Here is a 26,953-nt window from a genome sequence, read left to right as displayed (position 1 = left end):
AAGAAATGTGTAAAGATATTAAAGAAAGCCTGCCGTCCGGCAGGCTAACGCATTATTAGACAATCCTGCACGCGTCCGCTTCCCAGCGGTATCCCACGCCGTACACCGCGCGAATAAACGACTGCTCGGCGTCCAGCGCCTCCAGCTTGCGGCGCAGGTTTTTGATGTGGCTGTCGATGGTGCGGTCGGTTACCACGCGGTAATCGTCATACAGGTTGTTGAGCAGCTGCTCGCGCGAGAACACCTTGCCCGGCTCGTGGGAGAGCGTTTTCAGCAGGCGAAACTCGGCGGGCGTCAGGTCCAGCAGCTTGCCGCGCCAGCTTGCCTGGAAGCGGCTTTCGTCCACGATCAGCGGGCTTTCGGCATCCAGCGCCTGCAGCTCGCGCTGCGGCCTGCAGCGGCGCAGGATGGTCTTCACGCGGGCCACCACCTCGCGCGGGCTGTAGGGCTTGCAGATGTAATCATCCGCGCCAATTTCGAGGCCCAGCAGGCGGTCGATCTCTTCGATTTTGGCGGTGACCATTACGATAGGCACGTCCGAGAAGCGGCGAATTTCCCGGCACAGGGTCAGGCCGTCGGTGCCCGGCAGCATCAGGTCCAGCAGGATCAGGTCCGGCGGCGTCTGGCGCACGTAGGGCAGCACCTGGTCGCCGTGGCTAATCAGCGAAGGGGCGTAGCTTGCCGCGCGCAGGTAGTCGATCAGGAGCTGCCCAAGCTTGGGCTCGTCTTCCACGATCAGGATGCGCGGCGTGTTTTCATCAATGGGTAACTCGGTCATGCTTCTCTCGATAACTCCCGTTCCAGCGGTAATTCTACTGTAATGCTAACCCCGCCAAAAGGCGAATGGGCGGCGCGGATCGTGCCGTTGTGCGCTTCGACGATGTTCACGCAGATTGCCAGCCCCAGTCCGGAGCCGCCGCTCGCGCGGTTGCGCGAGCCTTCCGTGCGGTAAAAACGCTCGAACAGCTTTTCCAGCTGCGCCTCCTGCACGCCGGGGGCAGAATCCGCAAAGGTGAGGGAAAAGCGGCCGTTTTCCCGCGTGCCGGAAATGTGCAGCCCGCCGCCGCTGTCGGTGTAGCGCAGGCTGTTTTCCAGCAGGTTGTTGAAGAGCTGCATCAGGCGGTCTTTGTCGCCAAACACCACGGCGCTGTCCGGCAGCGAAAGGTCAATTTTCAGGTTACGGCTGGCGAAGCGCTCGCGGAAGGCGCCGCTCGCCACTTCTAGAATGTTAATCACGTCCACCGGCGCTTTCTGGTAGGCCAGCGCGCCCTCGTCGGACATAGAGAGCTGGTGCAGATCGTCCACCAGCTTGGTCAGCGTGCCCACCTCCGCCTGCAGGGAAGCGACGGATTCAGGGGTGAACTGGCGCACGCCGTCCTGGATTGCCTCCAGCTCGCCGCGCAGCACCGCCAGCGGGGTGCGCAGCTCGTGCGAAATGTCGGCCATAAAGTCCCGGCGCATCTGCTGGTTTTTTTCCAGCGTGCTCGCAAGCTGGTTAAAGTCCTGCGCCAGCTTGCCCAGTTCGTCCTGGCTGCGGGTGTCTACGCGGGTGGAAAAATCCCCGGCGGCCAGCCTGTGGGTACCCTCTACCAGCCGCTTGACCGGCGCAAGCAGGCCGCGCGCCAGCGGGAAGGTGGCGAGTGCCGCCAGCAGCGTGGAGAGCGCGACGATAAGCCAGCTGGTCTGGCGCTGCTGGCGGTCAAAGTTGATATCGGTATTGCGCGTCAGGCGCTCTACCGGGGAGGCGATCACCCAGCCGACGATGGCATTGTCTACCTTAACGGCGCGCTTTGAGCCGTCCGGCGGTACCGGCGCGCGCGGCCCCACCAGCACGCGCCTCTCCTGGTCGATCACCCAGAACTGGGTGCGCCAGCCGTGCGGCGGCATGCCGGGGCCAGGGCGATCGTCGTCGTTATCGTGCTCCAGCGAGCGCAGGATCTGGAAAATAAAACGGTCGTTATTGCGCAGGAACCGCCAGTTGCCGTGCAGGGCGTACTGCTCGCCCAGCGCGTCGCTCAGCCCCTGCAGGCGCTGCTCGTTGCCGTGCTTGATGTAGTCGATAAACCCGCGCTCAAAGCTCACCCGCACCGCCCAGTGCATGGTGATCAGCAGAACCATACAGGTGGCTAAAATCGCCACAAAAAGCTTGCCGGTAATGCCCGGTCGCCACAGTTTCATGGTGCACTCCTTTTGCCGCGCCGGATAACGACGTTCTTGCTGGTATCCGCCGGTACTCTGGCGAAGATGAAAGCGGGCAGGGCGATAATCACCGCCATGCTGAGGTAGGTGTATAAAAAGACCTGGTGGGCAACCGGGGTGTCTACGCTGAGATGGTGCTGCCCGTACATCCCGAGCAGCAGCCCCGCAACGGTAACGCCCACGCTCATGGAGAGCTGCATGATCATCGACAGCAGGCTATTGCCGCTGCTGGCCAGCCCGTCGGGCAAATCCTTCAGCGTCAGGGTATTCATCGACGAGAAGCGCATGGAGTTGATGATCCCCTGGCAGAAGAGCACCAGCGGCAGCGCGTAGTACCAGCCCATCAGCGCTACGCCCATGAACAGCAGGCTGACCAGCGCCAGCCCGAGCGTGGCGGCGACCAGCACGCGGCGATAGCCAAAGCGGTTAACCACCTGCACCACGATGCGCTTCATGCCCATGCTGCCGAGCACCATCGGGATCATCATCAGGCCCGCGTGGAACGGCGAAAAGCCCATGCCGATCTGTAGAAATACCGGCGTCATAAACGGCAGCATGCCGCTGCCGATGCGCCCGGCAAAGCTGCCGAACAGCCCCAGACGGTAGGTGGCGTTTTTGAACAGCGCCAGGCTGAACAGCGCGCGCTCGTTGCCTCTGGCGTGCCACAAATACCACAGGATGGCAGCGATACCGATCGCCACCAGCGCCGCGAGCGAGAGCGATGAAATTCCCAGCCCCTTTTGGCCGTCGAGCGCCAGCGTCAGCGTGGCCATCCCCGCCGCCAGCAGAATAAAGCCGGTGAAATCAAAGCGCCGGGTCTGCATTTTGTAGTTCGGCATCAGCGTCAGGGTGGCAATCGCCCCGATGATGCCGACCGGCAGGTTGATCAGGAAAATCCAGTGCCACGAGGCGTACTCCACCAGAATACCGCCGAGGGCAGGACCGAGCAGCGGCCCCACCTGGCCGGGCAGGGTGACGAAGGTCATCGCCGCCATATACTGCTCGCGCGGCACGATTTTCATCACCGTCAGCCGCCCGACGGGCACCATCATCGCGCCGCCCACGCCCTGCAGCACGCGCGCCATCACCAGCTGGTCGAGCGTGTTGGCCTGGGCGCAAAACAGCGACCCGGCGGTGAACAGCACTATCGCGGTGAAAAAGATATTCCGCACGCCCACCTTGTCCGCCAGCCAGCCGCTGGCGGGCAGCATGATCGCCACCGTCAGCACGTAGGAGACAATCACCATATGCATATGCAGCGGGCTCTCCCCCAGGCTTCTCGCCATCGAGGGAAGGGCGGTATTGACGATGGTCGTGTCCAGCGACTGCATAAAGAAGCCGAAGGCGACAATCCAAAGCTGCCAGCGAACGCTGCTGGGGAGATCGGTCATTTACTCGGTCACCGTTGTTCTGTTTTTACGCGAAAAGCGCAGCCGCAGGCGGTCAAAGAAAAGATAGACCACCGGCGTGGTATAGAGCGTGAGCAGCTGGCTCATCACCAGCCCGCCGACGATGGTGATCCCCAGCGGCTGGCGCAGCTCGGAGCCGTCTCCGCCGGAAATCACCAGCGGCAGCGCGCCAAACAGCGCCGCCAGCGTGGTCATCATAATCGGGCGGAAGCGCAGAAGACAGGCCTGGAAGATGGCCTCTTCCGGCGTCATGCCGCCGCTGCGCTGGGCGTCCAGCGCGAAGTCGACCATCATGATCGCGTTTTTCTTCACGATGCCGATGAGCAGCATGATCCCAATCAGCGCGATGAGGCTAAACGGCGCGCCGAACAGCTCCAGCGCTAATAGCGCCCCGACGCCCGCCGACGGCAGCGTGGAGAGAATGGTCAGCGGATGCACGTAGCTTTCGTACAGCACGCCGAGCACGATGTAGACCGTCGCAATCGCCGCCAGAATCAAAATGACCTGCGAGTTCATCGTCTCCTGGAATACCTGCGCCGTGCCGGCAAAGCTGCCGCGCACCGTGGACGGCACGCCGAGCTGGGTCATGGCGCGGGTAATGGCGTCGCTGGCCTCCGAAAGCGAGGAGCCGGTTGGCAGGTTAAACGAGATGGTTGACGCCGCGGACAGCCCCTGATGGTTCACCGAAAGCGGCGCGTTCGACGGCTGCCAGCTGGCGAAGTACGAAAGCGGAATCGCCTTGCCGTCGCTGTTGATCACAAACATTTTGTCCAGCGCGCTGATGTCCTGGGTGTAGCGCGGGTCAACCTCCATCACCACCTTGTACTGGTTCATCGGCTGGTAGATGGTGGAGATCTGGCGCTGGCCAAAGGCGTTGTTAAGCAGGCTATTCGCCGCCTCGACGTTAATGCCCAGCCGCGACATGGTTTCGCGATCGTAAATGAGCGCCATCTCCGCACCGTTATCCTGCTGATCGGAGTTAACGTCCGCCAGCTCCGGCAGGGCGGCCAGCGCCTTGCGGATCTTCGGCTCCCACTCGCGCAGGGCGGCAAGGTCGTCAGAGAGCAGGGTGTACTGGTAGCTGGCGTTGGCCTGGCGGCCGCCGACGCGGATATCCTGAACGGCCATCAAAAACAGGTTTGCCCCCGGCTCTTTGGCGAGCTTCACGCGCAGGCGGTCGATCACCTGCTGCGCGGTTTCGCTGCGTTCGTCGCGCGATTTGAGGGTGATAAACATCATGCCGCTGTTCACGCGGGAGCCGCCGGTAAAGCCGGTCACGTTATCCACCGCCGGATCTTCGCGGATGATCTTCATGAAGTCCTGCAATTTACCGCGCATCGCCTGGAACGAGATGCTCTGGTCGGCCTGAATGCCGCCCATCAGCACGCCGGTGTCCTGCTCCGGGAAGAAGGTTTTCGGGATGGTAATGTACATCCAGACGTTCAGCGCGATGGTGCCAATCAGCACCAGGCCAACGATGCGGGTGTGCCTGAGCACCCAGCGCAGTGATTTCCCGTAGCCTTCCTGCATCGCCACAAGGACGCGGCCAAAGCCTTTGCGGCGCGGCTGCGACTGCGGCCTGCTGCGCTTGAGCATCCAGCCGCACATCATTGGCGTTAGCGTCAGCGAAATCACCAGCGAAATGCCTATCGCCACCGAGAGCGTTACCGCAAACTCGCGCAGCAGCCGCCCGGGCAGCCCGCCCATCAGCAGCAGCGGCAGGAAGACCGCCACCAGCGACAGGCTCATGGAGAGCACCGTAAAGCCGACCTCGCGCGTCCCCTGAAGCGCCGCCTGCAGCGGCTTCATGCCCGCCTCAAGGTGGCGGGAGATGTTCTCTAGCACCACGATGGCGTCGTCGACCACAAAGCCGGTGGCGATGGTCAGCGCCATCAGCGACAGGTTGTTAAGGCTAAACCCGCACAGGTACATGGCGGCAAACGTCCCAATCAGCGACACCGGAACGGCCACCGCGGGGATCAGCGTTGCGCGCCCCGAACGCAGGAACACGAACACCACCAGGATCACCAGCGCGATGGAGATGATCAGCGTTTGCTCCACCTCCTCAAGCGAGGCGCGGATCGTCGGGGAGCGATCCTGGGCAATTTGCAGGTCAATCGCTGCCGGAATGGTCTCCCGCAGCTCCGGCAGCCGCTCGCGGATGCCGTTGACCGTCTGGATAATGTTGGCTTCCGGCAGCTTGCGGATCATCAGCAAAATCGCCGGCTTCGCGTTGGTCATCCCGGCGTTGCGCACGTCCTGCACGGAGTTGGTCACGCTGGCAACGTCGCTTAGCCGCACCGCCGCGCCGTTGTTGTAGTGAATAATCAGCGGCTCATACTCGGCGGCCGTTTTTAGCTCGTCGTTGGTCTGGATCTGCCAGCGGTGGCTGTCGTCCTCGATCGCGCCCTGCGGCTTACGCACGTTGGCATTGCTGATGGCGCTACGCACATCGTCCAGCGATACGCCCTGGTTAAACAGCGCCTGCGGGTTAAGGCCCACGCGCACGGCGGGCAGCGAACTTCCGCCCACGTCCACGTCGCCGACGCCGTCGATCTGGGCGATGGTTTGCGCCAGCTGGGTGGAGGCGAAATCGTACAGCTCGCCCTGGGAATAGGTGTCCGAGGTGAGCGTTAAGATCATGATCGGCGCGTCGGAGGGGTTGGCCTTGCGGTAGGTCGGCCTGCTCGGCATGCCGCTCGGCAGCAGGCTCTGCGCGGCGTTGATGGCCGCCTGCACGTCGCGCGCCGCGCCGTTGATGTCGCGATCGAAGCTGAACTCCAGGATGATGCGCGTGCTGCCGAGCGAGCTGCTGGAGGTCATCTCGTTGACCCCCGCGATGCGCCCGAGCGAGCGCTCAAGCGGCGTGGCGACGGACGAGGCCATGGTCTCCGGCGACGCGCCCGGCAGCGAGGCGCTGACCATAATCACCGGAAAATCCACCTGCGGCAGCGGGGCCACCGGCAGCAGCCGGAAGCCGAGCACGCCGCACAGGGTGATAGCGACCGAGATTAAAATCGTCGCCACCGGGCGGTAGATGAAGAGGGCGAAAAACGACATTTACGCCTCCTCTTCACGCTGAGGGAAGCGGCTTTTGGTCCACAGGGCCAGGCGGTCAAACAGCAGGTAGATCACCGGCGTAGTAAACAGCGTCAGCACCTGGCTGACCAGCAGCCCGCCGACCATGCCGATCCCCAGCGGGCGGCGCAGCTCGGCCCCGACGCCGGTGCTGAGCATCAGCGGCAGCGCGCCTAACAGCGCCGCGAGGGTCGTCATCAGGATCGGGCGAAAGCGCAGCAGGCAGGCCTGGAAAATGGCGTCGCGCGGGGACATGCCCTGCTCGCGCTCGGCCGCCAGCGCGAAGTCGATCATCATGATGGCGTTTTTCTTCACGATCCCGATCAGCAGGATGATCCCGATAATCGCAATCACGTCCAGCTCGCTGCCCGCCAGCATTAGCGCCAGCAGGGCACCCACGCCGGCGGTCGGCAGGGTAGAGAGAATGGTGATCGGGTGAATAAAGCTCTCGTACAGTACGCCGAGCACGATGTACATCGCTACCACCGCGGCGACGATCAGCCAGACGGTGCTGCCCAGCGCGGCCTGAAACGCCAGCGTACTGCCCTGGAACTGGGTCTGAATATCCGACGGGAAGCTGATGTTTTTTTCCGCATTCTGGATCGCCTCGACCGCGTCGCCCAGCGAATACCCGTCCGCGACGTTAAACGAAACGGTGGTGGACGGGAACTGATCCAGATGGTTGATGGAGAGCGGGGCGTAGCGCTCTTCGACGCTGGCAATGGCGCTGAGCGGCACGATGCCGCCGTCCTTGCTGGTCAGGCGCACCGTGTCCAGCGCGGCGAGCCCCGGCGTGCTGTCGGTGTTGTGCTCCAGCACCACGCGATACTGGTTTGCCTGGGTGTAGATGGTCGAAATCAGGCGCTGGCCGAAGGCGTTGTACAGGGCGTTATCCACGTCCGCCATGGTGATGCCCAGGCGGCTGGCGGCGTCGCGGTTCACGTTGACGTAGGCCGCCAGCCCCTTGTCCTGCCAGTCGCTGCTGACGTCAGAAAGCTGCGGCAGCGCCTGGAGCGTGTTGACCAGCTGCGGTACCCAGGTGCTGAGCGCGTCGAGGCTGGTGGCCTGAAGCGTAAACTGGTACTGCGTGCGGCTCACCTGGGTGTCAATGGTCAAATCCTGAATCGGCTGCAGGTAAAGCGAAATGCCCGGCACCTTCGCCACCGCCTGCTGCAGGCGCTCAATCACCGCGTTCACGCGGTCCTCACGCTCGTCGAGCGGCTTGAGGTTAATTTGCAGCCGCGCGCTGTTCAGCGACGGGTTGGTGCCGTCCACGCCGACGTAGGCGGTCAGGCTTTCCACCGCCGGGTCCTTCATCACGATCTCGGATACCTGCTGCTGGCGCTGGGCCATGCTGGCGAACGAAACCGACTGCGGGGCCTGGAGGGTGCCCTGGATGATGCCGTTGTCCTGAATCGGGAAGAAGCCTTTCGGGATGAAAATCCACAGCATCACGCTCAGGGCCAACGTACCCAGCGCCACGCCGAGCGTCGCCCACGGGTGGTTCAGCACCTTCGCCAACAGGCGGCCGTAGGCGGCAATGATGCGCTCGAACATGCGCTCGGAGGCGCGCGAGAAGCGGTTTTGCTTGCGCAGGGATTCCGCGCTCAGCATGCGCGCGCACATCATTGGCGTTAGGGTTAGCGACACCACGGCGGAGATCAGGATCGCCACCGCCAGCGTGACCGCAAACTCGCGGAACAGGCGGCCCACGATATCGCCCATAAACAGCAGCGGGATCAGCACCGCAATCAGCGAGAAGGTCAGCGAGATGATCGTAAAGCCAATCTCCCCCGCACCCTTAAGCGCGGCGGCGAGCGGCTTTTCGCCCTTTTCGATGTAGCGCGAGATGTTCTCGATCACCACGATGGCGTCGTCCACCACGAAGCCGGTGGCGATGGTGAGCGCCATCAGCGTCAGGTTGTTAATCGAAAAATCAAGGAACACCATGACGGCGAAGGTCCCGACCAGCGACAGCGGTACGGCGACGGCGGGAATAATCGTCGCCGGAACGTTGCGCAGGAACAGATAGATGATCATCACCACCAGCGCGATGGCGAGCATCAGCTCGAACTGGGTGTCGGTGACGGAGGCGCGAATGTTGGTGGTGCGGTCGGAAAGCACCTTCACGCTGACCGACTTCGGCAGGCTCTCAATCAGCTGCGGCAGCATCGCGCGGATGCTGTCGGCGGTATCAATGATGTTGGCGCCGGGCTGGCGCTGAACGTTCATGACGATCGCCTGCTGTTTGTTCGCCCACGCGCCCAGCCAGCTGTTTTCCGCGCCTTGTTCAACGGTCGCCACGTCGCCCAGGCGAATCGGCGCGCCGTTCTGGTAGGCAACGATCAGCTGACGATACTCGTCGGCGGACTGCATCTGATCGTTTGCGGAAAGCGTGACCGCGCGCGTTGGGCCATCGAGCGAGCCTTTCGCCGAGTTGACGTTAGCGTTGCTGATGGCGGTGCGGATGGTCTCGCTGGTTAAGCCCAGCGCGGCAATCGCCTGCGCGTTCAGCTTCACGCGCACGGCCGGGCGCTGCCCGCCCGCCAGCGTCACCAGGCCGACGCCGGAAACCTGAGAAATTTTCTGCGCCACGCGGGTTTCGACCATGTCTTCCACCTGCGTCATCGGCAGGGCGGAGGAGGTGACCGCCAGCGTCATGATCGGCGGGTCCGCCGGGTTGACCTTGCTGTAGACCGGCGGGTTGGGCAGGTCGGACGGCAGCAGGTTGGTGGCGGCGTTAATCGCGGCCTGCACCTCCTGCTCGGCGACGTCCAGCGACAGCGTAAGCTGGAACTGCAGCGTGACCACCGACGCGCCGCCGGAGCTTTGCGAGGACATCTGCTTGAGGCCGGACATCTGGCCGAACTGGCGCTCCAGCGGGGCGGTAATGGCGGAGGTGACCACGTCCGGACTGGCGCCCGGATAAAGGGTCACCACCTGAATCGTCGGGTAGTCCACTTCCGGCAGCGCCGAAACCGGCAGGAAGCGGTAGCCAATAATCCCGGCCAGCAGGATCGCCACCATCAGCAGGGTCGTGGCAACGGGGCGCAGAATAAACAGGCGTGATGGCCCACCTGTAGCGCTTGGCGGCATCACCTGCATCAGTCTTTCGCTCCCCGTTTCGCAGGCTGTTCGGCTGCTGCTGTGCCTGCGTGCGCCTCGACGACTTCGACTTTGGCTCCTTCGGTCAGGCGGTCAATGCCGTCGGTGACGACGCGGTCGCCCGCTGAAAGCCCGGCGGCAATCACCACCGTCTGGCTGTCCTGAATCCCGGTTTTCACCAGATGTTTGCTCACCTTATTGTCGCCGTTCAGCACCCAGACGAAGTTTCCTTCATTACCCATCTGCAGCGCGGCGGTGGGGATCACCACGGCGTTCTCTTCCGTCGCAACCAGCATGCGCGCATTGACGAACTGGTTCGGGAAGAGGGCGTCATCCTCATTGTTAAAGCGCGCCTTCAGCTTGATGGTGCCGGTCGTGGTATCGATCTGGTTATCCAGGCTGAGCAGGGAACCTTCGCTGAGCTTCTGTTTGTTGGTGCGGTCCCAGGCCTCGACCACCAGCCCTTTTCCGGCCTTCTGCGCCTGCACCACGGTGGCGATGTCGCTCTCCGGCAGGGTAAAGACCAGATCGATTGGGTGGGTCTGGGTGATGACCACGATGCCCGTGGTATCGCCGCTGGAAATCTGGTTGCCGATGTCCACCTGCTTGAGGCCTACGCGGCCGTCAATCGGGGCGGTGATGCGGCTCCAGTCGAGCTGGAGCTGCGCGCTGGCAACGGCGGCTTCATCGGCCTTGACGGTGCCCTGCGTTTCGCTAACCAGCGAGCGCTGGGTGTCCAGCTCCTGTCTGGAGACCAGGTTGGTTTTCACCAGCTGCTGGTAGCGCGCCAGATCGCGCTGGGCGTTGGCGAGCGTGGCTTTATCTTTGGCGAGCTGCCCCTGCGCCTGCGCAAGGTTGACCTTAAACTGGCTCGGATCGATTTCGGCGAGGAGATCCCCGGCCTTTACCTGCTGCCCTTCCTGAAAATGCAGGGCCATCAGCTGGCCGTCAACGCGGCTGCGCACCGTAACGGTGTTGGCGGCGGTAATGGTCCCTAAACCCGTAAGATAACGCGGCACGGCTTTATTCACCGCGGTGGCCGCCTGAACCGGAGCCAGCGCGCCGCCGCGCATGCCGCGACGTCCGCCCGAGGCCTGCTGCGGGTGGCTGCTGGCACCCGCAGGTGCAGACGTTTTTGCAGAGTGGTTATGCCAGTACCAGGCGGCGGCAAGTGCCACCACAATGATGCCGGCGGCAATGGCCCAGCGGGATTTGTTACGGCCTTTCATCGTTATACGTTCTCATCCTGAAACACTTCGGGGAATGATACTAGTTTAGTCAGGCATCCCGGCAGAAAAATGGAGGAAATGTGGAACACCGTAGGGAATTGTCTGATAGGGACGTACGGCGAGAGGCAACGTGATTTGCTTCCGGCGTTTAGATTTACGCGGCGCAGGCAGCGCTTTTAAGTAATAGGCGTAAAAACGCAATGCCCAGAAATAGACAATAAAAATTAAAAGAAGAAAAAATAAAAATGGATGAATGATTTTCTAAGATAATTTCCAACATATTTAAAAAGGCTTAGGAATTTTCTCTAATTAAATATTTTATAGCGTTTTTATATCATTTCATTAACAATCAAATGGTTTTAGGGTGTCGTGATATAGAGTATTGATTTAATTGCCAAATTTTACCTTCAGGACGATGCGTGCAATTTGATGTGGATCAAAAATTAAAATTAGTGAAAAAATATGAATTTGAATATATTGTTGGTTTTTAATTCTTATTAAAAGAGCATTGCGGGGTTTTAATGCTAGTTTTGTCGACTTTTGCTGATTTTAGGTTAGGGGTTTTCTCAAGTAGGTTGAGAATATTCGTATTTTTGTTTGTTGTTATGTAACTTAATTCAAATAATAATTTTTTTCGCGCAGCGGTTATTGCTCGCATCTAATGGAGCTTCTGACATATCCCTAATATTGTCAGGTAGCAAGTATGTTCTCAGGAGAAGATAAAATGAAAAAATTATTACTGGTTGCCTCTTTGGCTTCTGTATTTGCTACAGCAAATGCGCTGGCGGACGTCACCGCTTCGGCCACCGCATCATGGGATGCGACCGCGACGAAAGACACGACCAGCATGCTGGTGGTGACCCCTCTGAACTCTTTGACGTTCCAGTACGCCGAAGGCCTGAAGGGCTTTAACGCTCAGGACGGGGCGTTTGACGTCACGATTCAGGGCCAGGACAGCGCAACGGATTTCAAATTGACCGCGCAGGTTATTAGCAGCACGCTGACGAATGCCAGCGGTGATGCCTCGACGCTGAACGTTGGCGTGGCGTGGAATGGCAAAGCCCTGTCAAACGCCTCTGAAACCATCCTTGTGAACGGATCCTCAACGTCCGGTCTTGAAAGCCTGATGGCCGACGGCGCGTACAACGGTACGAAGCGCGTTAGCGATCGGTCCAGCTTCAAGTTCACCATTGCCTCCGCCACGTCTGACGGAACGACGGCCGTAACGGATTACTCCTCGCTACCGGACGGCTACTGGACGGGCGACGTGAAGGTACAGTTCAACGCAACCTGGACCACCCCAACGGCGTAATGCATCAGAATTCGGGGGAGATCTCCCCCGAGTTTTTAGAGGAAATGTCATGAAGAGATATTTGCCAATAACCTTTTTGGCAGGGATGGTGCTGTCCTTTTCGTGCCTGGCAATAAACGTGGGCGATATTACGTCGATAATGACCGCAGACCAGAGTTCATTATCGAAAGAAATTACCAATACTACCGATGCTGCCCGCTACGTCAGCGTCTCCATAAAGCCGCTTTCTTCACCGCTGCCCGATGGTGTGGAAATTAAACCCAATAATGCGGGCGAGATTTTGCTGACCCCGGCCAACCTTATTCTGCCCGGCCAGGCGAAAGACGTATTTCGTTTTTTCTATAAAGGCCCCGCCGATGACAGGGAGCGCTATTACCGGCTGCAGTGGATCGATGAGCCGGTGAGTGAAACCGGCGTAACGCATGCCAGCAAGGCCGCCGTTGCGACGGCATCCGCTGAAATCGGTACGCTGCTCGTCGTCGCGCCGCGAAAAGAGCGGTTCGATTACGCTCGACGTGATGACGTCATTGAAAATAAGGGAAATGTATCGTTTCGCGTCATCGCCTACGGCGCATGTAAAGACCCCTCTCACGACCGCGGGAAAGGCTGTCGCGAGCGGTATTACGTGATGCCGGGTACGACAATTAAGCTTCAGCGTACGGACGTAAATAATAAAAATTCACATGTCGGTATCTGGCATGGCAAACAGTTTATTTCCGCTAAGTAATAAGCAATGACGTTTTCCGGTCGGGATTAAAATAGCGAAGCGTAAGGATGCATATGTCATTTAACTCTCTGGCAGGTAGAGGCGTTATTCTCTCTTTGACGTTAATTCCTGGGTACCTGAATGCCGCGCCTGTTAAAATTGGTCATTACGTTATTCCCGGTGCCTTTGCACAATCCCTGGAGCAGGGGATGAGCGTCCCCGTTTATATTCGATATGAGAAAACTGATGAAAAAAGCCAGCAAAAGATAGCTGATGCAGTTATTTCATTGGATAACGGAAATATTATCGTCAGGTCTATTACGCTGGTTGATTTGCCGGATAACGCCGTGCTGTCGGATAAAACCCGCGCGATGGTTGATAAAATGCGCGACGTAAAGTTTCGCGATAACACCTCAATCGTCCTGACGCCCGACGCCAGCCTGACGCTTAACGTCTCTTCGTTTCATCTGGAAATGATCGTCAGCAAGGATGCGCTCACGGAAGCAATCGTGGCGCGAAGCAGCCTGCTCGGGCCTTCCAGCGTTAACGGCGTCTCCAACGTGCTGAATTATAATTTTGGCTCGTATTACAACGATTATAAAAACGGCAGCAGCTCACGGAGCTATTTAACCGTCGATAATATGACGGCGCTCCGGGAGCACCATTTTAATATCAACGGCTCGCTTTATGGCATTGGCAACAGCAATAGCACCGGCAAACTTTATCGGGCGATGTACGAGCGCGACGTTGGAGGCTACCGGGTGGCGCTGGGGATGCTCGATACCTGGAACGTTCAGTCTATTGCCAGCCTTAACGCGCTAAACGGCGGAAAAATCTACGGCGTAAGCTACGGCAATAAGGGCAGCACGGTTATCGAGAATACGACGCTGGCGCTAACCCCGATAAAGGTATTTCTGCCCGCGGCAGGTGAAGTGCACGTTTTCCGTGAGGGGCGGCTGCTCAGCGTCCAAAACTTCAATATGGGCAGCTATGAAATTGATACCAGCAAATTCCCCTACGGCGTGTACGACGTCAGGGTCGATATTGTGGTGAATGGCCGCACGGTCAACACTCTCGTAAGCCGGGTCAATAAAATCTTCTCGAGGCGACAGCAGGCGGGGGCCGGTTCATTCTCGTGGCAGGTTTTTGGCGGCTCCCTGGACTACGACCGCGTAAGCTACAGGCGTCATCATTACCGCGACGAGGGCAGCGAGCAGACGTGGATTGCAGGAGGCGCCGCGTCCGCCACCCTGGCGGTGCTGTCCGGGCTCAACGTGAAATCGACGCTTTACGGTTTCGACGCGAACGCCGTCAACGAAACGGACGTGACGCTCAGCGTCAATGAGCACGTGAGCGTGGGCGCCCAGACGCTGGTGGCAAACGACGGCACGTGGCGAAACGTGAGCAATATTACGCTGTCGTCGCCGGGGGGATTCGGATCGCTGTGGGCGTCCCGCGAGGATAGCCATATCGGATCGCGTTTGCCGGTGCAGGAGCGCGATAACGACTCGGTAGGCGCGACGCTCAATCTGAGCAAATTTGTGCCTCACGGCGGTTCACTTACCGTGAGCCAAACCGTGAACCGCTATTCCGGCAACAAGTACCGCAATCTCGACTACAGCACGACGCTCTATTCCGGTCGTTATGCCACGGTGGGGTTGCGCGCGGGGCTCCAGCGCTATTACTACAACAACGTCAACGATGACGGACGCCAGGAGCGCTATGTCAGCCTGGATTTCTCCCTCCCGCTGGCCTCGTGGATGAGCCTGGGCGTTTCGAGGGATCGTTACGGCAGCACGCAGGGGAATATCAGCGCCCGCAAGCAGTTCGCAGAAGGGGCGATCAGGTCGGTGGGGCTTTCTGCATCAACGCGCCTGAGCGGTGAGCAGGCCGGCGATAACCGCTACTCCGTCAACGGCAACCTGGGGTATGACACGAAATACAATGCCGGCACCGTTTCGGTGACCCGCGCCGGGGATGCCTCTACCAACATGAACTATTCCTCGCAGGGCTCGGTCGCGTGGGCGGGCGGAGAGTTTGGCCTGAGTAAGGAAAGGGAGCGTTCGGGGATAATCATTAAAACCGATAGCGTGGGCGACGGAAGGCTGGCGGCGAAAATTAATAATCAACACTATGTGCTGAGCGGCAGCTCGAGCTTTATCGCCCTGCCGCCGTATGCCCAATACAAGCTGGAAATAATGAACGATAAAAATTCGGAAGACAGCTTTGATATTGTTTCCGGGCGTAAAGATACGCTTAACCTTTATCCCGGCAACGTCGGCATCGTGTCGCCCGATATAAAAAGCATGGTGACGGTATTTGGCCGCATCCGCTATCCCGACGGTAACCTCGCGGCGAACGTCGATATTCACAATCACATTGGAAAAACGCGTACCGACGATAAGGGCGAGTTTGCCATTGATATCGATAAAAAATTCCCCGTGATTACCCTCGTTTCACGCAGCGGAAATATTTGCGAAGCCGATTTGGATCTTAACAAGGCGCGCGGTGCCGCGTGGGTGGGCGATATTCAGTGTAACGCTCAGGAATCGCTGGCCCAAAGGTAAGGATAAAAAAATGAAATTACTTCATAGATTGCTTTTTGCCTGCGCCATACTGCCGATCTCGGGCCCGGCGCTGGCCCTCACGGCGTCAACGCAGGCGGCGGTGAGCAACACGTTTTTGTTTATCGAGAATAACGTCGATAATGAATTTTTCATCACGCCTTCGTCGCTCGATCCGCGCATCAGCGGCGCGAACACGTGGGTGAAATATGGTTCCGATCAGGACAGCCTGGGCTATATGGGCATCGTCGGCTGGGTTGCCAATACGAATTATTATAAAGACATGTGGATTGAAAACTCGCCAATAAGCGAACCGTTCCGCGGGATCCGCTGTACGACGGGCGCTAACTGCCCGTCGTCAGGCTACATATCCGCGGATTTAACCGACCGATTCGGTTTCTATCACACGAAAGCGACGGGGGGAGGCATTGGCGGAGGGTATTACGGCTTCGCGTCTTTGGGCGACGCTGCCTATGACTATTTCCGCAATATGTCCGTGGGGGCCACAGAAACCTATAACCTCAACTTTTGCCGCACGACGGTCGACTATGATTATGCAGCCGGCGAGCGCTGTAAGGATCAAAGCAGCGGCAACTGGTACATTCGGCCCTATTCACTGACCAAGGTAGGGCACCTGTCGCTTGAATCGACCAACGCGTTCCAGGAATTGTGGATCGCCAGCGACGGTACGCCCAGCATCGCCAAAGACAGCGGCTTCTGCGAGCTGGGCGTGGTGGGCAACGTCGACGGCGTGATCTGCAAAATGATCTCGTATCATTTTAGCCAGTCCAGCAGCCTGACAAATTCGCTGCGTATTCGAATGTACGCCGACAGCGCGCTGCTGGGCTTTTCACCGGCTGCGGCAACGATTAAATATTCCGGCGATGGGCAAAGCTGGACAAACTTCAGCAGCGCGGTGATTTACAGCAACCTCTTCAGCAGCGGCGGAGAGTATGTCTATGTCTTTCTCTCAAAGACGTTTTTAAAGAATATGGTCGACGCTGGCGTGAGTATTTCGAACACGCAGCCCTTTACGTTTGCATTTACGAATAGCGTGACGCCGGAGTCGGGTTATTATCAGTTTTCACCGTCGCTACAGCTGAATATTGTGCCGAAAGAGTATGGGATAAGCATATTGACGTCGGACAATACCACCTCAGCCAGCGGCAGCGGCGTCATAGGAGAAGAAACGCCAATTGAGATGGATTATGTCATTACCGTATCCGGCCCGCGCCAGGCAGATAGCATTACGGCGCAGGTTACCGGAGACAGCACGACGATCAATTCTGTTCCTTACTGCCTGTTTACGTCCGGGCAGGACGGCATAAATGTGCCCATTCCGGCGTATCTGCGCTACAGCGACCGTTCCGGCGGCACCGTGCAGGCGCGCAACAGCTGCGGCGAAGAGGCCATAAGCCTCAGCAATGCGCTATGGCAGCAGGCTCCATGGGATGCAAACAACACCGACGACGGCAGCTTTTTCACGACAAACCTGACGCTGCTGTTTCCTATGAATGACTCCCGCTCTTTGCTCACGGTCTCCGGCAGCGACTGGGAAGGCGTGGTGAGCGCAAGCGGCGAGCTGCGGGTGACGGCAAACTGGGTGGGAGTCACGCCATGAGCCGTGGGCGCGTAGCGATTTTTTATTCAGCACTCCTGCTGGCGGCGTTGTTTTTACCACGCGCGAACGCCATTTATCTGGACTCAACGATCTATGAAATGGCGTCCGACGAGTCGTTTATCAGCAAGCGAATCGTGAACGACGGCAGCAAACAGAATTTATACGGTATCGCAGCCGTAAAAATAGACCGGCCGGGAGCGGGAGGCGAACGTCGTGAACGTATTGCAAACGGAGAGCTTCTCTTTGCTCCGCTGAGCTTCTCGCTGTCTCCGGTAAGCGGTGAGTTTTTCAAGATTTTCTATCGCGGACCGGAAGACGATCGGGAGCGCTACTACAGGATCCTGTTTAGGGAGATGCCTATGCTGTTGTTTCCCGAGAAACGTGGAGGAAAAAAAAGCGAGGCGGTACCCGTCGTTGCCATGGAAACCATTCTGGTGGTTCGCCCCAGAAAAATCAGTTTTAGCTATTCGCTGGACGAGAGTCGAGGCGTAATAAAAAATACCGGAAATACATTTTTTAAGCTCATTCTGCACAAAGGCTGTCACTCGGCGGACGATGAGGCCGAGATGATTTACCTGCTGCCCGGCGAAACGTTTGATAGCGCAAGGTTGAAGGGGCAAAATAAAAAATTCATTGTCGCGATGAAAAAATATATACCCTTGGGTAATGCCTGTTTTGATGCGCAAAACAGCATCAAATGAAAAGAATATTATATTGCTAACTCTTTTCAATAAAATTATTCTGGATCGGGTGATGATATCTCCATGAGAATATAAGAGCCTATTCAGATGAAATGTGTGATTAATGAACGGATCGTATATGATTTCAACAATAGAGAGTTGAGTTTATATTCCAGAAAGGTAACTTTACCCGCAGCAACGGCAAGATTACTCGCATTGTTTATTATGCATAATGGTCAGCAGGTTAATCGTGAGCCTATTATTGAGGAGGTGTGGGGAAAGCATGGCATGGCACCCTCTGGACACAGTCTCAATAAAAATATTAGCCTTTTACGCAAAGCATTTTCTGAACTTGGCGAATTAAATTTAATTGAAACCATCCCTCGCGAAGGCTTCGTTTTTCGGGCCAGTATCAGGAGTCTGGATCCTTATTCTCTGGACATCACACCGTCAACGGCAATGGACAGAAATGAAGAGGGGCGCAACAGCAATAGGATATTTTATTTTCTATGGCTAACGGTTGGCGTATTAGTGTTGCTTGCCTCAGGACTTTTGTATTGTGGTTTCTTCAAAAATGACGATGTTACCTTCGTGCGGAAAATAGGAGGCTGTAAAATATTCACAACGCGTGATAACCCTCCTGGGAAAATTGCCCATTTCCTGCTGACGGAAAAATGGCAGAAGATCCGCTCCGTCTGTTCAGAAGGACAGCGGGTGATCGTGTTCTATGATGACAACAGTCTTTCAGGCGATAACAGGCTAAAAGAACATTTTCTAAGCGTGTGTCCGGCGGATAAAAAAGGTATGGCGTATGCGTGTGAAAATTACGTTTATTAGCCTGAGCGTGCTTCTTATGGTTATTTTCTTGCTGGCCTTTCTGATTCACGCTAACCCCAGCGCGCTGGTGTGTACTGCCCGATATCATCTCGCGTTAAGTACGCAGCAGGATGGGATCGCTATCAGCGGTGAGGTTTTACAGGTTTTTCGCATCGCTTCGAAGTCAGAAGGGGTTGTTTCACAGGTGGGCGTCATTAAAGTAAATGAGAAAGCCTATTCGGTAAACCGAACGACAATCATAAAGTTTGTCGGTAAGGACAGCGATGGATATCTGCGCACCCTGCGCAAGGGGATCGTTAAGAATGAGAATGATGATCTCCCTGACGCCATCACGGATATCCTGATGTCTAAGCAAAAGCTATTTTTTTATAAAGTCATGCCCATATCCGGGAATATTTATGGAATAAGAGATTTACGTCGTACGATTGCTGTTTGCAGAGCCGACCGGCCGGAAGGCATGCACCGGTTCACCAGGATTTTTTCACCCGCCATGTCGTCGTGGTGAATATAAATCCTGAATAACGCAGTACTGTATTATTTTATGCTGTCTTGATGTGAATTTCAGGACGTTTATGTGTACTGGACCCTGACTGCGTTTTCTCCTGTCCGGATTCTTAAAAGGATTTTACTATGCCCATAATGCGATAAAGCACTTTTTAAGGGAGGGGATTAACCGAAATTCCGACTTAAAACGTCACGCTGCGCCTGGCGCGTAGCGTCTATAAGCCGTTCCATGCGAAATACAAATTCATAGGCGCTTTTAAACGGGCGAGAGGATTACGTTGTATAAATAACGGTGTGGTAATTATTATGAATGCGAAAAAGATATTTCTTCTAAGCTATGATATTTATCTTTTCTCAGGGATTAAATCATTCATACCTAATCTAGTACTGGTAGATGCAAACACGTTTGTCCTGGACGCGAGCTTATTAACGCCTCGGTTCAGCTCGTGCCTGCTTATTGTGGATACGCGCGTGCCTTTTCTTTGGGTGAATAAATGGCTGCAGCGAAACAGCAGCTAGTTCAGCAATTTCAAATGCGTCGCGTTAACGATGAGTGAAAGTCAGTGCATTAATCGGGGATATGAATCTCTCGAGTCGGTAAGCGGCAGTTTAACCATTAAGAGTATTATCCACTTTTTGCAAAGCAGAGCGCTGAATCCAATGGTCAATGGCATGGCGCAGGGTGAGGAGGTGATGACATTTCAGCTTACCGATTTTGAAGAGGAATTATTCAGAGTTTCCTTTGATAAGGAGGCTCTGGACGATTTCTGCATCGCCAACTCGCTGACCAAAAAAGCGCTGTATCGCTACAGGGAAAAAATCACCCATCGCCTGGGCCTGAGCCATTTTAATGAAAGCATCATTTTCGTTTGCCGTAATAATTTGCTTGGCTTCTCTGCGCACGGAAAAGAGCACGCCCACGCGCCGGCTGATAAAAACGGATCGGAAAGCCCTGAGGCCCAGCGGTTGAGCCTGGCATTAAAAAATGACGAAATTGTTCCCTGGTTTCAGCCCATCGTCGATGGTCAGGGAGAAGTGCGCGGCGTGGAAATACTTGCGCGCTGGCCAATGGGCCATAACTACGCAATCTCGCAGCGCGAATTTATTCCTCTCGCGGAGCAAAGCGGGCTAATGAGCGAGCTCACAAGCTATCTGATGAACAAAGTGGCTGAGGATCTTAACCTTTGCCGCGGATGGGGGGATAAATCGCTTTATGTCGCGTTCAACGTCAGCCCGGCGCATTTAAGCAATCCGGTATTTTATTGGGAATGCCTGCATTTCCTCGAGCTTACGGCTTCGCTACCGGTTACGCTGATGATTGAAATTACGGAAAACCAAACGCTTCAGGTTAACCTTGCCCTGAAGGAGCTCATGCGCTCTTTACGAAATAGAGGCGTCCTGTTTGCGCTCGATGACTTTGGTACGGGCTATGCCAATTTATGTTATTTAAATGAACTCGATTTGGACGTTATTAAGATTGATAAAGTGTTTATCAATACTATTAAGAACGAGGAGCAGACGTTGCCGATGCTGGAGTCGATCATCAATCTGGCGAAATTGCTGGGGCTGGGCATCGTGGCGGAAGGCGTGGAGCGTGAACCGCAGCATCAGTGGCTTACCGATCGTCAGGTCGACCTGCTGCAGGGATATTATTATTTACCGCCGGTCAGCTTTTGCGACTTCGCTTACTATGCCCGGCTTGAACATGCCTCCGGCCTCGGAGCAGAGAAGGGCTGGCGCTATGGTGATGATAGCGTGAGGCTCACCGCACCTTAGGGGAGAGCCTCTTTCGTGGATGCCGGGCTTAGCCGCTAAACACCACCTGCGCCCAGCGGGCCAGCCCCGCGGTTACGGAACCAAAGTCATCGCCTCCCGCAATCGGAATGCCCGGCAGCTGTTCCGCCAGCGCTTTTTTGACCAGCGGTGAGCGGGCGCTGCCGCCGGTCAGGTAAATCACGTCCGGCTTCTCGTTGCCGTTTTCGAGCGCCAGCTGCACCTGCTCCAGAATCCGCTGCAGCGGCTGGGAAAGCGCCGCCTCAAGCCCTTCCTGTGAAATCGCCGTGGCCAGGTCGTCGCTGATGAACGGCAGAGACACCGCGTGTTCCGGGCGATCGGAAAGCGCGATTTTGCTCTCTTCAGCGGTTCGCACCACGCGATAGCTCAGGCGCTGGCGCCACACCTTATGCAGCAGGGCGACTTTATCCGCGTCCTGCGCGTCGCGCACCAGGTCGTTGAGGAAGCGGCCGTTGGCGGTGCTGTAAAAATCGCTCTGCGCCGGCACGTCGTTGATGGCGATGGCGTTCCACCACGGCAGGATCGGCAGGGCGATGCCTTTTTCAGTTTGCCCGCCCATGCCGAGCAGCGGCATCAGGCTTTTGAACGCCAGGGCGATATCCAGATCGTTACCGCCGACGCGGCAGCCGCTGTGGCCGAGAAGGCTGTTTTCGCGATCGCGACGGGCGTGCCACTGCGGCCCCATCAGCAGCAGCGAGCAGTCCGTAGTCCCGCCCCCGATGTCGACAACCAGCACGCGCTTCTCTTCCGTTAGCGTGGCCTCGAAGTCCAGACCGGCCGCGACCGGCTCGTACTGGAACACCACGTCGCGAAAGCCCGCGCGGTGCGCGGCGCGCTCAAGGATGCCCTGAGCCTGCCGGTTCGCCTCATCGCCGCCCAGCCCCTGGAAGTTAATCGGACGACCAATCACCGCCTGGTCAATCGCCTCCGTCACCTGCGTTTGCGCCTGGTTGCGGATGTGCAGCATCATGGCGCAGACCAGATCTTCAAACATCGCCACCTGCTGCGGCTTCAGGCCGCTGGCGCCGAGGAAGGATTTCGGTGACTTAACGAAGTACACCTCTTCCGGGTCTTCAATGTAGTGCCCGAGCGAGGAGAGGCCGAACTGCACGCTGGACGGCGTGACCTCAATGTCTTCATCGCGGTTAAAGCTGACCGCCCGGCGCAGCAGGGCCTGGCTTTCCGCCGCGGTGGCAGGAACCTGGTGATGGCGATACAGCCATTCGCTGACCGCTTCACGCGTCGGGGCGCAGAGCATTGACGGCAGCAGGGTGCTCTCCTTCTCCATTTTCAGGAGCTGAGGCTGGCCGTTTTGCATAATCGCCACCGAGCAGTTCGCGGTGCCGTAGTCGAATCCAATAAACACGTTAAGTCCCCATGCCGGTGAGAAGGGGCGAGACTTTAGCGAAATGTCCGCCTGGCGACAACAGGAATATGAAAGCAAGGCGAAACCGATGCTTTCCGTTTAGACTCAGGAAAACCTGAAAGGAGCGACGATGTATACCCTGACCTGGCAACCCCCCTACGACTGGCACTGGATGTTTAGCTTTCTTGGCGCGCGTGCGGTGACCGGCGTCGAAACCGTCACGGAGGCCTACTACGAGCGCAGCTTTGCCTGCGAGGGGTACCAGGGGATATTTCGCGTGACGCCGGACGAGCAGGCCCAAACGCTTCAGGTGACGCTCAGCCCCGGGTTAATTCCGGTTGCGCAGGCCTGCCTTGCGCGAATCGGGCGGCTTTTCGATCTCGACTGCGATCCTGCTGCGATCCGCTCGGCGCTGGGGGAGCTGGGGGCCGAACGGCCCGGCCTGCGCCTGCCCGGCGCGATGGATGCGTATGAACAGGGCGTGCGGGCGATCCTTGGGCAGCTGGTGAGCGTGGCGATGGCGGCCAGGCTGGCGACGCGCGTGGTCGAGCTGTGCGGCGAACCGGTGAAAGACGCCCCGGGATACCGCTGCTTCCCAACGCCATACGCGCTGGCCGCGGCCGATCCGCTGGCGTTGAAAGCCCTCGGCATGCCGCTAAAGCGCGCGGAGTCGCTGATTCATCTGGCTCAATCGGTGGTCGACGGCGAGTTTCCGCTATCGCCGCCCGAGGACGTCGAGGCCGGAATGAAGGGCCTGCAGCAGCGGCCTGGCATTGGCCGATGGACCGCAAACTATCTCGCCCTGCGCGGCTGGCAGGCGAAAGATGTTTTTCTTCCGGACGATTATCTGATCAAGCAGCGCTTTGCCGGCATGACGGCCGCGCAGATACGCCGCTACGCCGAGCGCTGGCGGCCCTGGCGCTCGTACGCGCTGCTGCACATCTGGTATACGGAGGGCTGGAAGCCCTAGTTAATCGCGAAGTAGCTGGTGTTCAGCAGAAGCTCCAGCGGTTTCGGTTCCGAGAGGGTATCCCCGTAGATGTAGTCGATGCCAATACCGGAAAGCGTGTCCATCATGATCGGCTGATTGCACGGCCCGGCCAGCGTTTTCATCCCCAGCCGCTGGGCGTGGCCCTGAATAATGGTCACCATCATTTCGTCCATCAGGTTCCCGTGGACGTGCGTGACGATGTCCGGATCGAGCATCAGGTAATCGGCCACGTTGGCGCTCAGGTGGTTGAATATGTCCATATCCCCCCCGACCTGGCTCAGCACAACGCGGCAGCCCGCGCCGCGGAGTTTGTGCAGCCCCTGCTGGAGCTTGACGTCTTCAGAGCGAACGACGTTAACGGGGATAACCAGGTGCAGCAGCCGTCCCGGCAGCGGCCCGTTCTGCAGATGATCGAGCAGCTCATCGACCAGCGTGGCGCTGGACAACCCCGCCTCCGACAGCGGCAGGGCGACGCCGAGCCCCTTCGTGGCCACCAGCGCGGCGAAGGTGCGGAAAAACTCCCCGAAGAGACGCCTGTCGAGCGCGTGCAGCAGCTCCCGCTCGGTCAGCCCTGCGCGGAAGGCCTGCTCCTCCTGCATCTCTCCCTGGCTGGTCCACAGGCGTAGCGAAATCAGCCAGAAGCTGCACGTTTCCGGAATGCGCGGAGACGCAACGCTGCGGGCCATCATCACCAGCGGGTTGTCTTTAATCATGTGCCACTGTTCATCCAGAGACATCATGCTGCGCATGCTGTGCGCGCGTTCCTGCTGCGGGGTGTAAACCGTCACTACGCCGCGTCCGTTATTTTTCGAGGCGTAGCAGGCAATATCCGCCTGCGACATCACCTCCGCGGCCTGATAGTTCGCGTCGTCGAGGATCGTAATCCCGGCGCTGGCGCCGATACGGTGCAGGCGGCCTTCCCACATAAAGTGATAGTTGTTGATCGAATGAATCAGGCGACCCGTAATATAGCGTGCGCTCTCAACGTTGCAGTCCGGCAGCAGCAGGCCAAACTCATCGCCGCCCAGGCGCGCCAGCACGTCGCTTGAGCGCAGCATGGTCAGCATCAAAGAGGAGAGCTCGCGAAGCAGGGCGTCGCCCGCGGCGTGCCCCGCGGTGTCGTTGACGGCCTTAAAGCGATCGAGATCGATAAAGACCAGCGCGTGGCGCTGGTGCGTCTCCTGCACGGTTTGCAGCAGACGCTTGAGGTGCGCTTCGAAACTGACGCGGTTCGCCAGGCGGGTGAGGGCGTCATGGGATGCGCTGTAGCTAAGCTGGCGCAGCATTTTGCGCGACTCGGTGACGTCCTGAATGACCAGCACCGAACCGATGTTTTGCCCGTCCAGCGTGCTGAGCGGGGTGATGCTGTAGTGAATGTCGAAGCTGCCCCCGTGGCGGCAGTTGAGCACCAGCTCCTGATCCATCTTCGAGCGGGATATATCGCCGCTGTGGATGTTCTCCATGATCGGGCCTTTTACCCCGAAGGTAATATGCAACACCTTGAGGAGCGGTTGACCGATCGCTTCACCCTGCGGCCAGCCGCTCATTTTCTCCGCCACCGGGTTCATGAAGGTCACGTTCATGTCGACGTCCGTACACAGCACCGCTTCGCCGATGGAGTCGAGGGTAATATGCAGACGCTCTTTTTCCTGAAACAGCGCTTCGTTAAGCTGTTTCACCTCGGTCATGTCCATGTTAATGCCGAGCAGGCGCTCCACGTCGCCGTCCTTGCTCAGCACCCGGTTCGCCAGCGAGCGAATGTGGCGCACGCCCTCTTTGACCCGAATACGAAACTCAAGCTTGAACGGCTGTCTCGCCGTCAGCGAGTCGCGAATGACCTGCTCGGCGTGCTCGCGGTCTTCCGGCACAACCGAATCATACCAAAGCTGCCAGGTGGGCTTGATGTGGGGCGGGATTTCGTAAAGCTCAAACATCCGCTTATCCCAGCTGATAACGTCCGGCGCTAAATCCCACTCCCAGATGCCGATGCCGCCCGCTTCGTTGGCGAGGGTGATGCGCTCCATCAGCCGCTTATTGACCCACTCCGTCTGCTTGAGGTCGTTGATGTCCTCAATCTGAGCAATAAAGTAGAGCGGCGATCCGTCGGCGTGGCGAACCAGTGAAACCGCCAGTAGCGCCCACACCACTTCTCCGCTACGCGTGTAATAGCGTTTCTCCATGGAGTAGGTGTTGATATCGCCGTTCAGCAGCTGTTGGAGCTGCTCAAGGTCGATGTTCAGATCGTCAGGCCACGTTAACTGCTGGAACGTGAGCGATTGCAGCTCCGCCTGGCTGTAGCCCAGGAACTGACACAGCGCTTTGTTCGCCTGCAGCCATTGGCCTTCAATTCCTACCAGCGCCATCCCGATGGCGGAATATTCCATCGCGTTGCGAAAGCGCTCTTCGCTCTCGGTGATGTGTTTACGCTCGGCGCGGAAGGCGTACATCACCATCGTCATGATGTTCGCGGGGAGCAGCATCATCAAAAACGGCAGCCACGGCGCGTTAAGCATCGCGTTGGAGTGCTGCGAGACCAGAAGAGAGGGCGCGTGAGCCATCATCAGGGAGACCATCATTACCGTCGCCAGGAAGACCATGAACGCTTCCATGCGGGGCAAGCGTACCGCGCTCCACATCAGCAGAACGATAATGCAGGTAAATGGCCACGGCATCCAAAGGATAGAAATCCAGCTGAACGCCAGGGTAATCGCCATGGTTACCAGCGTCTCAAACAGCAGATGGGGATTGCGGTGGCGCAGCAGGTAGTGCGGTTTGAACAGTAACCCCAGCGGCACCAGCGCCAGCGCGCCAATGGATTCTGATAATACCCAAACCAGGAAGTGGCGTAGGGGTTCATCGTCTGGCACCAGAAGGTGCACCAGCACGCCGCCTACGATTGGCGGCACGATGGCGCTGCCGATGGCCAGCCGAACCCAGTCGTTCAGATTTTGCAGCGGGTTATACCAGGGAAGGAGCTTGCGCAGCAGCAGCGCGCCGATGCAGGCCTCGATGACGTTAATCGACGTATATATAACGCTTATCGACTCCCACGAAAAAAGTAGCCACGAGGCAAACACGTTGCCAAAGGAGCAGGCCAGCGCAATGCCGGGCCACATTTTCCCGGCATGACGGTAAAACGCCACCATCATAATTGACGTCGGGAACCACACCGGCGCCAGAAGCGTGCCGAAGCGGGCGAGCTCAAGCGAGAAAAGCGTAAAAATAAAGGTGACCAGGCCCAGACAGACAAGTCGCAGTAAAGGATGTGAGGAGGTAACCAAAACCCGATGGTGTTGTTTATTCATTACCGCGTTATCCAGGGACGCCATGCCGTCAGGAGCGAAATCCGGACGCGTGAAAGTGAGAGTGGGGTTTATGCTAGTACAAACAATTTACAATTCCTATGCCGACTGCTCATAATTTGACATCATAGACTTATTAAAGAGTTACTCTGCTAAAAATTCATCCCAGACGCTGAAAAAACAGGCGTTAAAATTTAGCTCAGGGAGTGATAAACGACTTTGCTGCCCCTCTCGCAATACCTGCGCATTCGACTGG

General features: G+C 57.7%; 16 protein-coding genes and 1 pseudogene. 9 read left to right on the top strand and 8 right to left on the bottom strand.

Features of this window, described 5'->3' with window-relative positions; genetic code table 11:
• Nucleotides 1-55 precede the first annotated feature (55 nt).
• The 6 genes from baeR to V1599_RS16985 are packed head-to-tail and all read right to left on the bottom strand — an operon-like array spanning nt 56 to nt 11,020.
• Nucleotides 56-778 (bottom strand): two-component system response regulator BaeR, encoded by a 723-nt coding sequence (gene baeR, locus V1599_RS17010; RefSeq protein WP_395300493.1) that lies wholly within the window; start codon nt 776-778, stop codon nt 56-58.
• Nucleotides 775-2,178, bottom strand: coding sequence for a two-component system sensor histidine kinase BaeS (gene baeS / locus V1599_RS17005; protein WP_395300492.1), 1,404 nt, complete (start codon nt 2,176-2,178; stop codon nt 775-777). Before baeS ends, baeR begins: the two co-directional genes overlap by 4 nt.
• Nucleotides 2,175-3,590, bottom strand: coding sequence for an MFS transporter (locus V1599_RS17000; protein WP_395300491.1), 1,416 nt, complete (start codon nt 3,588-3,590; stop codon nt 2,175-2,177). Before V1599_RS17000 ends, baeS begins: the two co-directional genes overlap by 4 nt.
• Nucleotides 3,591-6,668, bottom strand: coding sequence for a multidrug efflux RND transporter permease subunit MdtC (gene mdtC / locus V1599_RS16995; protein ID WP_395300490.1), 3,078 nt, complete (start codon nt 6,666-6,668; stop codon nt 3,591-3,593). It abuts the gene before it with no gap.
• Nucleotides 6,669-9,791 carry an MdtB/MuxB family multidrug efflux RND transporter permease subunit gene (locus V1599_RS16990; RefSeq protein ID WP_297121826.1) on the bottom strand — a complete coding sequence of 1,041 codons (3,123 nt, stop codon included), beginning with the start codon at nt 9,789-9,791 and terminating at the stop codon, nt 6,669-6,671.
• Nucleotides 9,791-11,020: an MdtA/MuxA family multidrug efflux RND transporter periplasmic adaptor subunit gene (locus tag V1599_RS16985; protein ID WP_112010431.1), complete on the bottom strand. Its 1,230-nt coding sequence runs from the start codon at nt 11,018-11,020 to the stop codon at nt 9,791-9,793. The genes V1599_RS16990 and V1599_RS16985 overlap by 1 nt, the downstream gene beginning before the upstream one ends.
• Nucleotides 11,021-11,744: 724 nt before the next feature.
• Here V1599_RS16985 and V1599_RS16980 point away from each other — a divergent pair.
• The 8 genes and pseudogenes from V1599_RS16980 (at nt 11,745) to V1599_RS16945 (ending at nt 21,020) form a co-directional block, all read left to right on the top strand.
• Complete coding sequence (locus tag V1599_RS16980; RefSeq protein WP_112010710.1) at nt 11,745-12,332, top strand: common pilus major fimbrillin subunit EcpA; 588 nt, start codon at nt 11,745-11,747, stop codon at nt 12,330-12,332.
• A 49-nt stretch (nt 12,333-12,381) separates the two neighbouring features.
• Entirely contained in the window at nt 12,382-13,059 is a 678-nt protein-coding gene (locus tag V1599_RS16975; protein WP_395300489.1) for a hypothetical protein, read from the top strand.
• Nucleotides 13,060-13,106: 47 nt separating this feature from the next.
• On the top strand, nt 13,107-15,605 hold the full coding sequence (locus V1599_RS16970; RefSeq protein ID WP_395300488.1) for a TcfC E-set like domain-containing protein: 2,499 nt from the start codon (nt 13,107-13,109) through the stop codon (nt 15,603-15,605).
• Nucleotides 15,606-15,615: 10 nt separating this feature from the next.
• Nucleotides 15,616-17,223, top strand: coding sequence for a fimbrial protein (locus V1599_RS16965; protein WP_395300487.1), 1,608 nt, complete (start codon nt 15,616-15,618; stop codon nt 17,221-17,223).
• The gene (locus V1599_RS16960) at nt 17,220-17,924 is read left to right on the top strand and encodes a molecular chaperone (RefSeq protein WP_395300486.1); all 705 of its coding nucleotides are present in this window, start codon (nt 17,220-17,222) and stop codon (nt 17,922-17,924) included. Before V1599_RS16965 ends, V1599_RS16960 begins: the two co-directional genes overlap by 4 nt.
• 87 nt (nt 17,925-18,011) lie before the next feature.
• Nucleotides 18,012-18,740: a transcriptional regulator gene (locus tag V1599_RS16955; RefSeq protein ID WP_395300485.1), complete on the top strand. Its 729-nt coding sequence runs from the start codon at nt 18,012-18,014 to the stop codon at nt 18,738-18,740.
• The gene (locus tag V1599_RS16950) at nt 18,715-19,245 is read left to right on the top strand and encodes a hypothetical protein (protein WP_395300484.1); all 531 of its coding nucleotides are present in this window, start codon (nt 18,715-18,717) and stop codon (nt 19,243-19,245) included. Before V1599_RS16955 ends, V1599_RS16950 begins: the two co-directional genes overlap by 26 nt.
• Nucleotides 19,246-19,550: 305 nt before the next feature.
• Nucleotides 19,551-21,020 (top strand): annotated as a pseudogene (locus tag V1599_RS16945) (EAL domain-containing protein).
• A 28-nt stretch (nt 21,021-21,048) separates the two neighbouring features.
• On the opposite strand, the gene yegD reads toward V1599_RS16945, so the two are convergent.
• Entirely contained in the window at nt 21,049-22,404 is a 1,356-nt protein-coding gene (gene yegD, locus V1599_RS16940) for a molecular chaperone (protein WP_112010438.1), read from the bottom strand.
• 130 nt (nt 22,405-22,534) lie between these two features.
• Here yegD and alkA point away from each other — a divergent pair, with 130 nt between their 5' ends.
• Nucleotides 22,535-23,374: a DNA-3-methyladenine glycosylase 2 gene (alkA, locus tag V1599_RS16935; RefSeq protein ID WP_112010439.1), complete on the top strand. Its 840-nt coding sequence runs from the start codon at nt 22,535-22,537 to the stop codon at nt 23,372-23,374.
• Here the strand turns inward: alkA and V1599_RS16930 are convergent.
• Complete coding sequence (locus V1599_RS16930; protein WP_112010711.1) at nt 23,371-26,700, bottom strand: diguanylate cyclase; 3,330 nt, start codon at nt 26,698-26,700, stop codon at nt 23,371-23,373. The two genes, alkA and V1599_RS16930, sit on opposite strands and share 4 nt — an antisense overlap.
• Nucleotides 26,701-26,953: the final 253 nt, after the last annotated feature.

The organism is Enterobacter sp. ECC-175, from assembly GCF_043968675.1.
Classification (GTDB): Bacteria; Pseudomonadota; Gammaproteobacteria; order Enterobacterales; family Enterobacteriaceae; genus Enterobacter.
Note: the sequence above shows the minus strand (reverse complement) of the source record. Positions and strands in the feature narration are given on the sequence as shown.